Raw genomic sequence first — 14,300 nt, 5'->3', positions numbered from 1 at the left:
CGTGCCTTTTGCGTCGCGCTCTGAGAAAATGCCCGCACTTTTTTTCCGGATGCCGACATGACTGCCCTGAAGAACGACCGTTTCCTCCGCGCCCTGCTCAAGCAACCCGTAGACGTCACGCCCGTATGGATGATGCGTCAGGCCGGTCGCTACCTGCCGGAATACCGCGCCAGCCGTGCCAAGGCCGGCGATTTCATGAGCCTGTGCATGAATCCGGAATTCGCTTGCGAAGTCACGATGCAGCCGCTCGACCGCTATCCACAACTAGACGCGGCGATCCTCTTTTCCGACATCCTGACCATCCCCGATGCCATGGGCCAAGGCCTTTACTTCGAAACCGGTGAAGGTCCGCGCTTCAAGAAAGTCGTCAGCACCCTGGCCGATATCGAAGCCCTGCCGATTCCTGATCCGCAGAAAGACCTGGGCTACGTGATGGACGCGGTCAGCACCATCCGCCGTGAACTGAACGGCCGCGTGCCGCTGATCGGTTTCTCCGGCAGCCCATGGACCCTCGCAACTTACATGGTCGAAGGCGGCTCGTCGAAAGACTTCCGCAAGACCAAAGCCATGCTCTACGACAATCCGCAAGCCATGCACCTGCTGCTGGACAAGCTCGCGCAGTCGGTCACCAGCTACCTCAATGGCCAGATCATGGCCGGTGCTCAAGCGGTGCAGATCTTCGACACCTGGGGTGGCAACCTGTCGGCGGCGGCGTATCAGGAATTCTCCCTGGCCTACATGAAGAAAATCGTCAGCGGCCTGATCCGCGAGCACGAAGGTCGCAAGGTGCCGGTGATCCTGTTCACCAAGAACGGCGGCCTTTGGCTGGAAAGCATCGCCGACGCTGGCGCCGACGCGCTGGGTCTGGACTGGACCTGCGACATCGGCAACGCCCGTGAGCGTGTCGGCAGCAAAGTCGCGCTGCAAGGCAACATGGACCCGACCGTGCTGTATGCAAAACCGGAAGCGATCCGCACCGAAGTCGGCCGTATTCTCGCCAGTTACGGCAAGGGCAGTGGTCACGTGTTCAACCTGGGTCACGGCATCACGCCGGAAGTCGACCCGGAACACGCCGGCGCCTTCCTGCGCGCGGTGCATGAGTTGTCGGCGCAGTATCACGAATAACTCATTTGGAAGTTGTTAAAAAGCCTGTCCGGCCTGGCGCCAGACAGGTTTTTTTATGTCTTTAAACTTCATGTTTTGGTTGGGGTGTTACTACATGTAAGAAATTTTTCGTCCTTTGTCAGAAAAGTGATTAGAGAGACTGATCCTGCTTTGATCAGAGACTTTCCCTACATAGAAAACGGTTTTGTCCAAGTAAGGTTTCGGACCCTTGCTCAGCCCAACGCTGAGCAATATCGCAAACAACGGCGCGCGTCCTGCGCGCGTTAATCTTCGATAAGTAGTCTGGAATTCATTAGATGAAAAATACTTCTTACAAAGGAAGTGCGTTAGCCGCCTGCACTTCCTCAATGATCCTGTTATCGGCAATGCTGGCGTCTCAAAGTGCTTCCGCTCACGGCTATCTGGAAGTGCCACCTTCGCGAGCACTGGCTTGCAAGCAAGGGCTGAACACCAACTGTGGTGGCGCGCAATACGAGCCACAAAGTGTCGGTGAAACCTTCAAAGGCTTTCCGGCCGGCGTCGGTGGTGCACCGATGCAGGGTCCGGTGGACGGCAAGATCGCGAGTGGCGGTCACGCGTTGTTCTCCGCCATGGATGCCCAGTCGGCTACCCGTTGGCACCTGACGGAAATCAAGGATCGCAACATCGATTTCCAATGGACCTACACGGCCGTGCACCCGGCCACCAAGCATGAGTATTTCATTACCCGCAACGGCTGGAATCCGAACGAATCGCTGAAACGCGCGACCTTCGAAAGCACGCCGTTCTGCACGGTTGATGGCGGCAATCAGAGACCGTCCAACAGCGACAAACACAACTGCACCATCCCGACGGACAAAACCGGTCAGCACGTGGTCCTGGCCATCTGGACGGTAGGTGATACGGATGCGGCGTTTTACAACGCGGCAGACGTGAACATCCTTGCGGAGCCAGAGTTGCCAGGCGGTTGGTCCTCCGTGGGCAGCATCGCCCCTTCAGCCCAGTTGCTGATCGGCGACAAGGTCAAGGCTCGAGCATTTTCCGCCAATGGCGAGAGCCCGAATTACAGCGTCGAAATTTCCATCGATACTGCAGAGGAAGGTTCGCCGCAGAATTGGTCGTTCAAGCTCGCAGAAGCCATCAACAAGGCTCATACATTGATCCGTGCGGGCCTTCGCGATGAAAACGGCGCGATTGAGCCGGTCAAGGGCAGCAACAGCCTGTATGCGCAAAAAGAAAGCGGCGTCACCCGTTACGAAGTCCAGCTGAACATGCAGGAAGATGCGGCAGCACGTCTCTCGGTCGCTGCGAAGCAAGAGCAATACGTGCTGGAAAAGGGCCAGGCCAAGGTCGATTTCAGCATCATTTCCAATCGCAAAATGAACGTTGAAGCCACCTTGTTCGACGAGAGCAACAAGCCGGTCGGTTCTACCTCGGCACAGGTGGACAGTGGTTCCGCGTGGCTGGCCATTGATATCCGCAGCAATCCAGGGGCACATACCCTGACACTGGTCGGCACCACCCTGGATGGCCGGACCACTCGTCAGGACACCCAATCGGTCAACGTGACCGGTGAGGGCGCCGGTGCCGACTATGAGTTCGTATTCCCCGAAGGCATCAGCGAGTACAAGGCCGGTACCAAAGTGCTGCAGCCAAAGACCAACGAAGTCTTTGAATGCAAGCCGTTCCCCGAGTCGGGCTATTGCAAGCAATACAGCCCGACCGCCAACGGCTTTGAGCCTGGCGTCGGTGGGCACTGGCACATGGCCTGGAACAAGCTCTAAGTCCCCGTAGTTCTTCAGGCGACCTGTAAAGGGTCGCCTGAAGGCAGCCTTTTGTTGAAAGTTGAGCTGGAAATGACGGTTTCGGGTTACTGCAAAAAACGCGTGCTACTGCACTGGATCTCAGCGGCAGTCATCGTGTGGACTTTGATATCCGGGTTTTATGTCGCCGGTAATGATGTGTCCGAAAAAACGAAACACTGGGTCGCATTTTTCAATGTGTCGCTGACCACGGTGTTCATTCCCTTTTTTGTCTGGCGGTTCTGTTTTTTTATGGCTCACGCCCGTTGCATGCGCGTGAGCCTGTTATCGATTGAGGAAAAGTTGGTGTGGCTCGCTCACGCGCTGATCTACCTCATGGTGAGTGTCGTGCTGGTGACCGGCGTGTTGATGATGGATCGGCCCATCGACGTATTCGGGGTAATCAAAATTGCGCAACCGCTCAGTGATCCGGTGCTTGTTGCACTGTTCGTCAAGATTCACGTATGGGCGTGCGTGGTTCTCTCGGGGTTGATTGCTCTGCATGTTGGCGCAGTGCTGGTGCACGAGTTGTGCGGCCATCGGATCTTGCGGCGAATGTCTTTGCGTCTGTGCGAAAAGCGTTCGAATGAGCAGCTCGAGTGAGCCGCTCATGAAGCTTTCACTGAAGTTTGTGGCGCGCTTCGGTTTGCGTGCGGGCACTGTTTGCCTGCTCGCCTCGCCGGTGGGTTACGGCGTTTTTGCGGTATGGCAGGAGTGGCAATTTCGCGAGCATCTGGCTCGCCCGTCATCGACGGTGGCCACGCCAATCCCGACGCCTGCGCTTGTGCCGCTGAATGCCTCGGCAGTGGCAACGGTGCTTGGCTTGGCCACGCCATCCACGCTGCTTGCCAGTGCCGAACCGCTGACGCTACAGGCGAGCTTCGTCGTCAGCAACGGTGTGTCCAAAGCGCTGCTGGCCGATGCGCAAGGCCCACGCATGTATCAAGTCGGCGAGCGTTTGCCGGGTGGCAGTGTTCTGCGACGCGTCGAGGCCAATCAAGTGGTGCTGTGGAACAAGGGTCGCGAAGAGCGATTAACGCTGCAGCCGTCTGCCGAGCGTTTCCTGCGCCGGCTTGAGTCGCCAGCCGACACACAAACCCCCGCCGTTTCTACGCGTTATCTACGCCCGCTTTCCGGGCCGTCAGAGTGAACAAACCCATGAACAGTTTCAACGGCGCGCATGCCTTGCGCTCCCTGCTTTTTCTTGTCGCTTTGACGACGGCCACCTTGCCGCACGCGCTGCAAGCCGCGGAAGAACAATGGCAGTTGGCGATGAACAACGCCGAGTTGCGCGACATCGTCGAAGAAATCTCGTCCATCCTCGGGACCACCGTGGTGCTGGATCCCAGAGTCACCGGGCGCATCACGGTGATGTCCCATCAGGCCCTTGATCGTGAGGGCGTGCGCCGGTTGTTTTACTCGGTGCTGGATGCCCATAACTTCACGGTGATCGACGAGGGCGACCGGATTCTGATTACCCCCGTGACCGAGGCGAAAACCCGCGCTGGCAGCGGAGCCGCAAAAAACGCCACGGCCTCGCAGTTTGTCACCCGGGTCATCGAGCTCAACACCAGCAGCGCCGCCGACATTGCCGGGCTGGTCCGGCCCTTGGTGTCGGTCAATGGATACGTCGGGCCATCGGTGTCGGCCAATGCGTTGGTGGTGACCGACACAGCAGCCAATGCCCAACGAATTGCCCAGGTGGTCCGGCAACTCGACTCGGGGCAGGGCACCCTGCACGCGGTGGTTCAGCTGCGTCACGCCCAGGCCAGCGACGTGGCGCCGATGATGGAAGCCGCTTTGGGCAAGCGCAATGCCGATACTACGATCCAGGTGCTGGCCGATCCCCGTACCAATCGCCTGATCCTCATTGGCCCGCCCGCCGTTCGCCAACGCTTGGCCGATCTGGCGCGCAGCTTGGATATCCCCGCCACGGCACTGCCTGATAACGCGCGGGTGATCCGCTTGCGCCACAGCGATGCCAAACAACTGGCCGAGATACTGGAAACCATGGGGCAGGGCCGAAAAGCGCTGCCGATCGTGGGTGGTGGCAAGGAAACTGCGACCGGCTCGACGTTCATGATCAAGGCCGACGAAAGCCAGAATGCGCTGGTGCTGATCGCCGAGCCGGCGCAGGTCAGGACCATCGAAAGTATCGTGCGCCAGCTGGATCAGCCGCGGGCGCAAGTGCTGATCCATGCCGCCATCGTCGAGATTTCCGGAGACATCGCCGAAGCGGTAGGCGTGCAGTGGGGCATCAATACAGGTGATGCGAAAGGCTTCATCAACTTCCCCGGCACCGACATCCCGATCGTTGGTGGCCTGACGTTCGACGAAAAAAAATCGGCGCCCGAAGGCGCGATTCTGCGTCTCGGCAGCGACCGCTTCGGTGCATTGATTTCGGCGTTGGCCAGCAATACGCGGAGCAACTTGTTGTCCACGCCGAGCCTGCTGACGCTGGACAATCAGGAAGCGGAAATCATCGTCGGCCAGAACGTGCCGTTCAAAACCGGTTCCTACGCCACCAACAGCAGCGGCGCGGACAATCCGTTCACCACGGTCGAACGCAAAGACGTCGGCATCAGCCTGAAGATCAAGCCTTACATCAACGAAGGCTCGACTCTGCGCCTGGAAGTCGCGCAGGAAGTCTCGGACATCGCGCCCTCAGTGTCGGGCATCGACTCTTCGGATCTGATCACCAACAAACGCGCGCTCAAAAGCACCATTCTGGCCGACGACGGCGAAATCATTGTGATCGGTGGGCTGATCCGCGACAGCGTGCGCACGCAGAAAAGCGGTGTGCCGCTGCTGCGTGACATTCCTTACCTCGGCGCACTGTTTCGCTGGAACCGAGACACCCAGACCAAGAGCAATCTGATGGTGTTTCTGCGGCCCACCATCGTGCGCAGCAAGGAAGATCTGGTCGAGGTCAGCCGCCAGCGCTACAACGCGCTCCACGATTTGAGCCAGCGGGGCGCGGGGCAGAACAACTCGTTGCTGCTACCGGCGGATGCGCGGCAATTGTTCGAGCCCGATTCCGAGGCGCCGGTGTTCGATCTGCGCAAGTCCGCTCCATGAGCCGCGCTTCCGGTTTTTGCGAGGCGTTGCCCTTCGGTTTCGCCCGGCGTTTCGGTGTGTTGCTGGAACGTGAAGGCGCTGAATGCAGCCTGGCCATACGTGCTGATACGCCACTTACCGCTTTGGCGGAAGCGCGCCGTGTTTGTGGTCGTGAGCTGCCGCTGCGATTGCTGCCACCGGAGGTGTTTGCAACACGCCTGGCCGCTGCTTACCGCGAAGGGCAAAGCGCTGCAGAGCAGGTCGCCCAAGGTCTGGATGAAGAACTGGACCTGCTCAGCCTGGTGGATCAGGTGCCGCAAACTGCCGACTTGCTGGAACAGCAGGGCGATGCGCCGATCATCCGTTTGATCAACGCGCTGCTCAGCGAAGCGGTGCGCGAGCAGGCTTCGGATGTGCATCTGGAAACCTTCGAGCAGTACCTGTCGGTGCGTATGCGCGTCGACGGGCAATTGCGCGAAATGCTCCGGCCCAAGCGTGAACTGGCGACGCTGCTGGTCTCGCGGATCAAGGTTATGGCGCGACTCGATATCGCGGAAAAACGTGTGCCCCAGGATGGTCGCATGGCCCTGCGGCTGGCCGGGCATGAAGTCGATGTGCGCGTCTCGACCTTGCCCTCGGCCCACGGCGAGCGAGTGGTGTTGCGCCTGCTCGACAAACAGGCCGGACGCCTTGAGTTGCAGCGCTTGGGCATGCCCGGCGACACCCTCGCAGCCCTGCGCCAGTTGCTCGGCAAACCCCACGGCATCCTGCTGGTAACGGGGCCGACGGGCTCCGGAAAAACCACCAGCCTGTATGCCGCACTGAGCAGTCTGAACGACCAGACCCGCAACATCCTCACCGTCGAAGACCCCATCGAATATCACCTGCCGGGTGTCGGGCAAATGCCGGTCAATCCGAAAGTCGACATGACCTTTGCCCGAGGTTTGCGGGCAATCCTGCGCCAGGACCCGGACGTGGTGATGGTCGGCGAAATCCGCGACCGCGAGACGGCTGAAATCGCCGTCCAGGCTTCGTTGACCGGGCATCTGGTGTTGTCGACATTGCACACCAACAGCGCGGTCGGCGCGGTGACACGGCTGGTGGACATGGGCGTCGATGCTTACCTGCTGGCGTCGTCGCTGGTGGGCGTTCTGGCCCAGCGCTTGTTGCGCACGCTGTGCCCGCATTGCAAGGCGCCGTATAGCGCTGATGCGACGGCCTGCCAACGCTTGGGGCTTGACGGTGCGGCCCCATTGCAGCTGTTCAGAGCCGTCGGCTGTGCGCAGTGTCAACACGGTTATCGCGGGCGCATCGGCATCTACGAACTGATCAGTGTGACGCCTGCCCTGTCGACCCTTATCCACCAAGGCGCCAGCGAGCAGGCCTTGTCCGACGAGACGCGCAAGGCTTCGCACAGCCTGTTTCAGGATGGCCGACAACGGGTCATCAATGGCCTGACCAGCCTTGACGAACTATTGCGCGTGACGCGGGAGGACTGAGGCATGCCGACTTTCGATTACCGCGCCGACGACACCAAGGGCCAGCGCTGCAAGGGACGGCTGGAGGCGGACAACCCGCGTCATGCGCGGCAACTGTTGCGTGAGCGCGGCATGTGGCCGCACGCCGTGAGCGAGATCCAGGTAGCGGGTTCGCATACGCCGCGTGGTGCAGGGAGGTTGAGTGCTGCGGATCTGGCGTTGTTGACGTTGCAATTGTCCACGCTGGTGCAGGCCGGTCTGCCGTTGGAAGAAGCCCTCGACGCCGTTGCAAAGCAGAGTGCCAAACGCCGGGTCGCCGGTCTGTTGTCGGCGGTCAGAAGCCGGGTGATGGAAGGCCATGCGCTGGCCACGGCGTTGGGTCAGTTCCCCAAGGCCTTCCCTGAATTGTTCCGCGCCACCGTGGCCGCCGGTGAACGCTCCGGGCATCTGGGCCATGTGCTGGAGCAACTGGCGGCGTACACCCAAGCCCGCCAGGCCTCGCGGCAGAAAATCCAGATGGCGTTGGTGTATCCGTTGATCCTGATGCTGGTCAGCGTGGTGATCGTCGGTTTTCTGCTCGGTTTCGTGGTGCCGGATGTGGTGAAAATTTTCGTCGACAGCGGTCAGGCGCTGCCCTTACTGACCCGCGCGTTGATCAGCACCAGTGACGGGCTGCGCAACCATGGCCTGCTGTTGATTGGCGGTTTAGCAACGCTGATCGCTCTTTGGCGCTGGAGCCTGCGCCAGCCGATATGGCGACTGCGTTGGCATCGCCTGGCGTTGAATCTGCCGGTCATTGGCGAAGTGCTGCGGGCGATGGAAGCGGCGCGCTTCGCCAGCACCCTGGCGATCCTCGGCAAAAGTGCGGTGCCCTTGGTGGATGCACTGGAAATCGCCGCCGCCGTGATCGGCAACCTGACCATTCGAACCCGCATGGCCGATGTCGCCCGCTCAGTGCGCGAAGGCGGCACCTTGACCCGTGGCCTGGAACTGAGCGGCGACATCCCGCCGATGATGCTGCACATGATCGCCAGCGGCGAACGCGCCGGTGAACTCGACCGCATGCTGGCCCGCGCCGCCGAGCAGCAGGAAAGCAGCCTGGCCGCGCGCATTGCCCTGGTGGTGAGCCTGTTCGAACCGGCCATGCTCGTGCTGATGGGCGGCGTCGTGCTGCTGATCGTCCTGGCCATCCTGCTCCCTATTCTGAGCCTCAACCAATTGGTGAATTGATCCATGCAATCCCTACGCAGCGATGACGTTAAGCACTCTCAAGATGAACAAAGTCCTGTGGCGAGGGAGCTTGCTCCCGCTGGGCCGCGAAGCGGACCCTCATCACCCGATAGAGGGGGACTGCTGCGCAGTCCAGCGGGAGCAAGCTCCCTCGCCACGGGTTCAGTGTCGCGTTTCCAGCGCGGCTTTACCCTGATCGAAATCATGGTGGTGGTGGTCATCATCGGCATTCTCGGAGCCATTGTGGTGCCGCAGTTCATGAGCCGACCCGATCAAGCCAAAGTCACGGCCGCCAAAACCGATATCCAGGCCATCTCTACCGCCCTGGAAATGTATCGCCTCGACAACCTCCAGTACCCCTCGACGCAACAGGGTCTGGAAGCCTTGAACAAACGTCCTTCCGGGCTGCCGGCGGCGCGCAACTGGAACCCTCAGGGTTATCTGAAGTCGCTGCCCGTTGACCCGTGGGGCACGCCTTATCAATACCTCAATCCTGGCGTGAAATCGGTCGATGGCACCTATGACCTGTACTCCCTTGGTTCCAATGGGGCGGTGGGTGGCGAAGGTCATGCGGCCGACATTGGCAACTGGGGTGGTTGATTCATGCTGCGTCGCTCTCGGGGGTTTACCTTGTTGGAACTGATGATCGTGATCGTGTTGATCGGTGTGTTGGTGGGCGTGGTGAGTTTTGCCACCGTCGTCGATCCGGCGCGCCTGGCCAGGCAAGAGGCTGATGGGCTGGCAGGCGTAATTCGCCATTTGCGCGAACGGGCGGTGCTCGAAAGTCGGGAGTACGGTGTGCGGTTGAGTGTCGGCGGCTACCGTGCGATGCGGCTAGGTCTTCGAGGCTGGGAACCGGTATCGGCGCTTTTTTTCTGGCCCGACAATTTGCGCCTGCGCCTGACGCACTATGGTTACTCCGTGAACCTGGGCGCAGACGAAGGTCCGCCGCAATTGCTGATGCTCAGCAGCGACGAAACCAGCCCGTTCACGCTGACATTCGAGACCAAAAACCGGAGCTGGTTTAGCCTGTCCAGCGATGGCGTCGGCGAGGTGGTGATTGATGGCTAGGCCGTCGATCATATCGCGCGCGGACGGGTTCACCCTGCTGGAAATCATGGTTGCCCTGGCGATTTTCGCGACGCTGGCGACGGCCGTGTTGTCCGCCAGCCAATATGTGCTCAAGCAAGCGGCTGCCGTCGAACAACGTCTGCTGGCAGCGTGGGTGGCTGATAACCGATTGAACGAACTGCGCCTGCAACCTGGCCTCGCTATCGGGCAGTCGCAAGGGTTGGTGCGCATGGACCGCCGCGACTGGGTCGTGCGTCAGCGCATTCAAACCGCGAGCGACTCACGGCTGTTCACGGTCGACATCGAGGTCGGCCTTGTCGGTCGCGACCAGATTTTGCACCGCGTCAGCAGCTCGATTGCCAATCGCCATGAATAAGCAGGCCGGGTTCACCTTGCTTGAGCTGGTGATCGCCCTGGCGATCTTCGCGCTGCTGGGGCTGGCCAGTTGGACGCTGTTCGACGGTGTCGTACGCGTTCAGCAGGCCACCACGGCCCACGAGCGTGAATTCAGAAGTTTGCAACGCGCTGTGGCCGTGATCGAACGCGATCTCTTGCACATCACTGAGCAACCCATCGTGCTTGAGCAAGCCCGGCTGCAGTTGCAGCGCAGCAACTGGCGCAATCCGCTGGACCAACCGCGCAGCGAACGCCAGGCGCTGACCTACCGTCTCGACAACGGGGCGCTGTGGCGCGACAGCCAAGGCGAAGGCACGTTGATTGTGCAACAACAGAAACTGCTCGATGACGTTCGGCACCTGAGCTGGCGACTGTTTGATGGCCAGACAGGCTGGCGCAATGATCAGAGCAGCAAGGCGCCGCTGGCGCTTGAGATGCAGGTGTCGGCGGGGCGTTTCGAGACGATACGTCGCGTGCTGTCATTACCGGCTGCATTGCCATGAAGGCACATCAACGTGGCGTGGCGTTGATTAGCGTTTTGCTGGTGATGAGCCTGGCGTTGTTGATCATCGGTAGCGTGCTGCGCAGTCATCGTTTGTTGTTGCAAAGCAGCGCTCAGCAGTTGCAGCAGATGCACTTGCGCCAGCTCGGTTTGGCCGGGGAAACCTGGGCGGTGGCGCAGCTCCAGGCTCAGCAAAAGAACAGTGATGTTCTCCCTGACCCGGCAACCGTTTTTGATATTGAAGACGCTCAGATCCGCGTAGACATCGAAGACCTGGCCGGGCGCTTCAATCTCAATGCCCTGTTGATTCAGGGGCAGATTGATCAGGTCACGCTCAATCGTTGGGCGCGATTGCTGGAGTTGCTGCAACTGCCTGCTTTGCAACTGGAGCAAGTAGGCGCGTTACGAGAGTTGAGTCAGCTACGCCTGTTACCGGGTGTCGACGGCGAGCTCTTGCGTCAACTTGAGCCTTGGGTTGCCCTGTTGCACACGGACGCTGCATTGAACATCAACACCGCCCCGGAGCTGGTGCTACGCACACTCAATGGCATCGACGCCACGCAGGCGGATGCGCTGTTGAGCCAGCGCTCCACGGCGCCATGGCCGAGCGTTCAGGCGTTCACGCAGGATCCGCTGCTCGACGGGTTGGGCTTGAGCAGTCACGGCCTGGGCATCGAAAGCCGCTGGTACCGGATCACGGTTGAGGTGAATCAAGGGCAGAGCCGTTTGCGCCTGGCCACCGATGTCGAACGCGAGCCCAAGACGCGACAACTGAAAATCCTGCAACGGCGAATTCTGCCGTCCAATACCCATGAGATAACCCAATGAAATCCTGGCTTTACCTGACAGCGGAGGGGTTGGCCTCGCCGTCGGTCGACTGGCCGTGCTGCGTGTGGTCGTCGGCCGGTCAACGACAGCTCATGCCTTTGAATCAGGCGGCGCAGATTCTCAAAGGGCAGGCAGTCGATCTGATGTTGCCGATGGAATTGTGCAGTTGGTTGCGCAGTGATCCGTGGCCCTCCAGGCGCCGGCCCGACGCACAAGCCATTGCCTTCGCCGTTGAAGAACAGCTGAGTGAGTCGCTGGAGAAACTGCACCTGAGCGTCGGCACTCGCGATTCGCAAGGGCGTTATCCGGTGATGGTGATCGATCGGGAACGCCTTGCCGCCGTGCTCGCGTTGTTGGCTGAAATGGGCGTTGAAGTACGCTCGGTTTTCGTCGATGCCGATCTGTTGCCACAAGATCAGCCGCTGGGTGTGTGGTGGTTCGGGCGCTGGATACTGGGCGGCGGGCTGCCGGCTCGCATGACGTTGGCGGATGAAGGTTTGGCGCTGCTCAGGCCGGTCTTGCCCTCGGATATTCAATGGCGCGACGAGCGCCGGGAGAATGTTGATCAGTGGTTGAGCGGCGGTCATGGGCAGGCGATCAACCTGCTGCACGGTGATTTCGCGCTGGGTGAAAAGCGTCTGCCTTGGCGTCTCGGCGGTTTGGCAATATTGATGTTGTTGCTACTGAATTGGGGCGCTAGTGAGGCGCGAATCCACCATCTCGAAAACGAAAGCCGCGAGCTCTACAGCCGCAGCGAGCAACAGTTCAAAACGCTGTATCCGGAGCAGACTCGCATCGTCGACCTCGCGGCGCAGCTCAAAGCCCTGCAAAACCAGGGTGCCCAACCAAAAGCCAGTCGAACCACCGGCCTTGTCGAAATGGTCGAGCAAGTGATCGGCGCGAGCAATGTCGAAGTGCAGCGCATCGAGTTTCGCGAGGGCGATGGCTGGAAAATCCAGCTGACCGCCAACAGCTTTGCCGAGCTGGAGTTGCTGCGCGAACGTGGGCGACAACAAGGCTTGCCGGTGCGGATCGACAGTGCGAGCAAGGACCGCGACCGGGTGCAAGCGACGTTGACCGTGGAGCAAGAGGCATGAATCCAAAACAGTTTAGAACGCTGATGTTGCAGCGCTGGCAGCGTCTGTCCCTGTGCGAACAACGCCTGATATTCGGGCTGAGCGTGTTTGTCCTGAGTGTCGCGGCATTCAGTCTGGTGTGGCAACCGACGCAACAGCGGCTTGCAGCAGCGGAGCGTCAGTATCAGCAACAACTGGCGCTGGCGGCGCAGCTGCAACAGGCGCGCCCCCGCAGTCATGTTCCCCAATCCGTCGATCAACCCCTGTCCTTGCGTATCAGCGAAAGCGCCTCCGCGGCCGGGCTTGAGCTGCATCAGATGGACAGCGACAACGAACTGTTGCGCCTGACCCTCAGCGGCGACGCCATGGCATTGCTGCCCTGGCTGGATCGCATCGAGCGCGACGGTGTTGCGTTGCAATCGCTGACGCTGGAAAAACGTGATGCCGTGCTGGAGGCGCGGATGGTGCTCAGATAGTTGCGCCGCTGCCCGGCAACGGCGGCAACTTCGCCAGCTTCAACGCGATCAGCAGCGCGATCACCAGCAGCGCACCGATGAACAAACCGATGCCGTTCCAGCCACCCACGTGCCAGAACACACCGCCCGCGGTGCCGGCGATGCTCGAGCCGGCGTAGTAACTGAACAGGTACAGCGACGATGCCTGGCCCTTGGCCTTGGTGGCGCGGCGACCGATCCAGCTGCTGGCTACCGAGTGGGCACCAAAGAAGCCGAAGGTGAAGATCAGCATGCCGATGATCACCAGCGGCAGCGGGGTAAACATCGTCAGGGCCAGACCGCCGAGCATCAACACGATGGTGCTCCAAAGCACTTTGCGCCGACCGAGCTTGTCGGCCAGCGAGCCGATTTTTGCCGAGCTGTAGATGCCCGACAGGTACACCACCGACAGCAAGCCGACGAAGGCCTGCTCCATGTGGTACGGCTCGGCCAGCAAGCGATAGCCGATGTAGTTGAACAGGGTGACGAACGCGCCCATCAGCACAAAGGCTTCGAGGAACAACAACGGCAGACCGGCATCGCGAAAGTGCATGGTGAAACCGTCGATCAGGCTGCGCGGGTGCAGCGAGCGGGCGCGGAAGTTGCGCGATTCGGGGAGGATTTTCCAGAACACCGCCGCTGCAATCAGGGCCAGGCCGCCGATCACCAGCATTGCCGTGTGCCAGCTGACGAAGTCGATCAACACCCCGGTAATCAACCGCCCGCTCATCCCGCCGATGGCGTTGCCGCCGATGTACAGGCCCATCGCCAGGCCGATGTGTTGCGGATGAATTTCTTCGCTCAAATAAGTCATGGCGACCGCGGCCAGACCACTCAGCGACAAGCCGATCAGCGCGCGCATCACCAGCACCCCCTGCCAGCTCGGCATCATCGCGCTGGCCATGGTGCACAGTGCGGCGGCAAACAGCGCCGCGACCATTACCGGTTTGCGCCCGACGCGATCTGAGATCGGGCCGGTGATCAGCAGGCCGATGGCGAGCATCCCGGTAGCCACCGAGAGGATAAGGCTGCTCTGTGCCGCGTTGATCGAATATTCGTGGGACAACAGCGGCATCATCGGCTGCACGCAATAGAGCAGGGCGAAGGTCGCGAAGCCGCCGCAGAACAGCGCCAGCACCGTACGCATGAACGCCGGCGTGCCTTTTTCGATGTAGATCTCCTTGAGTTCAGCGACGACATCGTCCTGCACGGCAGGTGGAACTTCATGGGCAAGTGGAGCGACAGCAGTTTTCACGTTGAAC

Annotated in this window: 15 protein-coding genes; 14 read left to right on the top strand and 1 reads right to left on the bottom strand. The window is 60.5% G+C overall.

What is annotated here, in order from left to right:
* Positions 1-57: 57 nt before the first annotated feature.
* The 14 genes from hemE to gspM all read left to right on the top strand — a co-directional run bounded on the left by hemE (position 58) and on the right by gspM (position 13,020).
* Positions 58-1,125, top strand: coding sequence for a uroporphyrinogen decarboxylase (gene hemE, locus KGB21_RS02245; RefSeq protein WP_034148621.1), 1,068 nt, complete (start codon positions 58-60; stop codon positions 1,123-1,125).
* A gap of 296 nt (positions 1,126-1,421) precedes the next feature.
* Positions 1,422-2,888, top strand: coding sequence for an N-acetylglucosamine-binding protein GbpA (gene gbpA / locus KGB21_RS02240; RefSeq protein ID WP_034148622.1), 1,467 nt, complete (start codon positions 1,422-1,424; stop codon positions 2,886-2,888).
* Between the two features lie 54 nt (positions 2,889-2,942).
* Positions 2,943-3,509 carry a cytochrome b gene (locus KGB21_RS02235; RefSeq protein WP_317846700.1) on the top strand — a complete coding sequence of 189 codons (567 nt, stop codon included), beginning with the start codon at positions 2,943-2,945 and terminating at the stop codon, positions 3,507-3,509.
* 7 nt (positions 3,510-3,516) lie between these two features.
* Positions 3,517-4,056, top strand: coding sequence for a type II secretion system protein N (locus KGB21_RS02230; RefSeq protein ID WP_223503371.1), 540 nt, complete (start codon positions 3,517-3,519; stop codon positions 4,054-4,056).
* Between the two features lie 8 nt (positions 4,057-4,064).
* Positions 4,065-5,984, top strand: a complete 1,920-nt coding sequence (gspD, locus tag KGB21_RS02225; RefSeq protein WP_223503369.1) for a type II secretion system secretin GspD — start codon at positions 4,065-4,067, stop codon at positions 5,982-5,984.
* On the top strand, positions 5,981-7,462 hold the full coding sequence (gene gspE / locus KGB21_RS02220; protein WP_223503367.1) for a type II secretion system ATPase GspE: 1,482 nt from the start codon (positions 5,981-5,983) through the stop codon (positions 7,460-7,462). Before gspD ends, gspE begins: the two co-directional genes overlap by 4 nt.
* Positions 7,463-7,465: 3 nt before the next feature.
* On the top strand, positions 7,466-8,671 hold the full coding sequence (gene gspF, locus KGB21_RS02215; protein ID WP_034148625.1) for a type II secretion system inner membrane protein GspF: 1,206 nt from the start codon (positions 7,466-7,468) through the stop codon (positions 8,669-8,671).
* Between the two features lie 165 nt (positions 8,672-8,836).
* Positions 8,837-9,271, top strand: coding sequence for a type II secretion system major pseudopilin GspG (gene gspG / locus KGB21_RS02210; RefSeq protein WP_223503366.1), 435 nt, complete (start codon positions 8,837-8,839; stop codon positions 9,269-9,271).
* Positions 9,272-9,274: 3 nt separating this feature from the next.
* Positions 9,275-9,742, top strand: coding sequence for a type II secretion system minor pseudopilin GspH (gene gspH, locus KGB21_RS02205; RefSeq protein ID WP_034148627.1), 468 nt, complete (start codon positions 9,275-9,277; stop codon positions 9,740-9,742).
* A complete protein-coding gene (gene gspI, locus KGB21_RS02200; RefSeq protein ID WP_034148628.1) occupies positions 9,735-10,118 on the top strand; it encodes a type II secretion system minor pseudopilin GspI in 384 nt (127 codons plus the stop codon). The genes gspH and gspI overlap by 8 nt, the downstream gene beginning before the upstream one ends.
* A complete protein-coding gene (locus tag KGB21_RS02195; RefSeq protein ID WP_223503364.1) occupies positions 10,111-10,641 on the top strand; it encodes a type II secretion system protein GspJ in 531 nt (176 codons plus the stop codon). Before gspI ends, KGB21_RS02195 begins: the two co-directional genes overlap by 8 nt.
* Positions 10,638-11,468, top strand: a complete 831-nt coding sequence (locus KGB21_RS02190) for a general secretion pathway protein GspK (RefSeq protein ID WP_223503362.1) — start codon at positions 10,638-10,640, stop codon at positions 11,466-11,468. Before KGB21_RS02195 ends, KGB21_RS02190 begins: the two co-directional genes overlap by 4 nt.
* Positions 11,465-12,565: a type II secretion system protein GspL gene (gspL, locus tag KGB21_RS02185; RefSeq protein WP_223503360.1), complete on the top strand. Its 1,101-nt coding sequence runs from the start codon at positions 11,465-11,467 to the stop codon at positions 12,563-12,565. The genes KGB21_RS02190 and gspL overlap by 4 nt, the downstream gene beginning before the upstream one ends.
* A gap of 23 nt (positions 12,566-12,588) precedes the next feature.
* A complete protein-coding gene (gspM, locus tag KGB21_RS02180; protein ID WP_223503560.1) occupies positions 12,589-13,020 on the top strand; it encodes a type II secretion system protein GspM in 432 nt (143 codons plus the stop codon).
* Here gspM and KGB21_RS02175 read toward each other — a convergent pair.
* Entirely contained in the window at positions 13,013-14,293 is a 1,281-nt protein-coding gene (locus tag KGB21_RS02175) for an MFS transporter (protein ID WP_223503358.1), read from the bottom strand. The two genes, gspM and KGB21_RS02175, sit on opposite strands and share 8 nt — an antisense overlap.
* Positions 14,294-14,300: the final 7 nt, after the last annotated feature.

The sequence above is a fragment of the Pseudomonas sp. GL-RE-29 genome (genome assembly GCF_019947275.1).
In the GTDB taxonomy this organism is placed as follows: Bacteria; Pseudomonadota; Gammaproteobacteria; order Pseudomonadales; family Pseudomonadaceae; genus Aquipseudomonas; species Aquipseudomonas fluorescens_A.
This window is presented reverse-complemented; position numbering and strand designations above follow the sequence as displayed.

Coding starts and splice junctions, on each gene's coding strand:
- hemE (WP_034148621.1), top strand. CDS start 58: ATGACTGCCCTGAAGAACGACCGTTTCCTCCGCGCCCTGCTCAAGCAA.
- gbpA (WP_034148622.1), top strand. CDS start 1,422: ATGAAAAATACTTCTTACAAAGGAAGTGCGTTAGCCGCCTGCACTTCC.
- KGB21_RS02230 (WP_223503371.1), top strand. CDS start 3,517: ATGAAGCTTTCACTGAAGTTTGTGGCGCGCTTCGGTTTGCGTGCGGGC.
- gspD (WP_223503369.1), top strand. CDS start 4,065: ATGAACAGTTTCAACGGCGCGCATGCCTTGCGCTCCCTGCTTTTTCTT.
- gspE (WP_223503367.1), top strand. CDS start 5,981: ATGAGCCGCGCTTCCGGTTTTTGCGAGGCGTTGCCCTTCGGTTTCGCC.
- gspF (WP_034148625.1), top strand. CDS start 7,466: ATGCCGACTTTCGATTACCGCGCCGACGACACCAAGGGCCAGCGCTGC.
- gspH (WP_034148627.1), top strand. CDS start 9,275: ATGCTGCGTCGCTCTCGGGGGTTTACCTTGTTGGAACTGATGATCGTG.
- gspI (WP_034148628.1), top strand. CDS start 9,735: ATGGCTAGGCCGTCGATCATATCGCGCGCGGACGGGTTCACCCTGCTG.
- KGB21_RS02195 (WP_223503364.1), top strand. CDS start 10,111: ATGAATAAGCAGGCCGGGTTCACCTTGCTTGAGCTGGTGATCGCCCTG.
- KGB21_RS02190 (WP_223503362.1), top strand. CDS start 10,638: ATGAAGGCACATCAACGTGGCGTGGCGTTGATTAGCGTTTTGCTGGTG.
- gspL (WP_223503360.1), top strand. CDS start 11,465: ATGAAATCCTGGCTTTACCTGACAGCGGAGGGGTTGGCCTCGCCGTCG.
- gspM (WP_223503560.1), top strand. CDS start 12,589: ATGTTGCAGCGCTGGCAGCGTCTGTCCCTGTGCGAACAACGCCTGATA.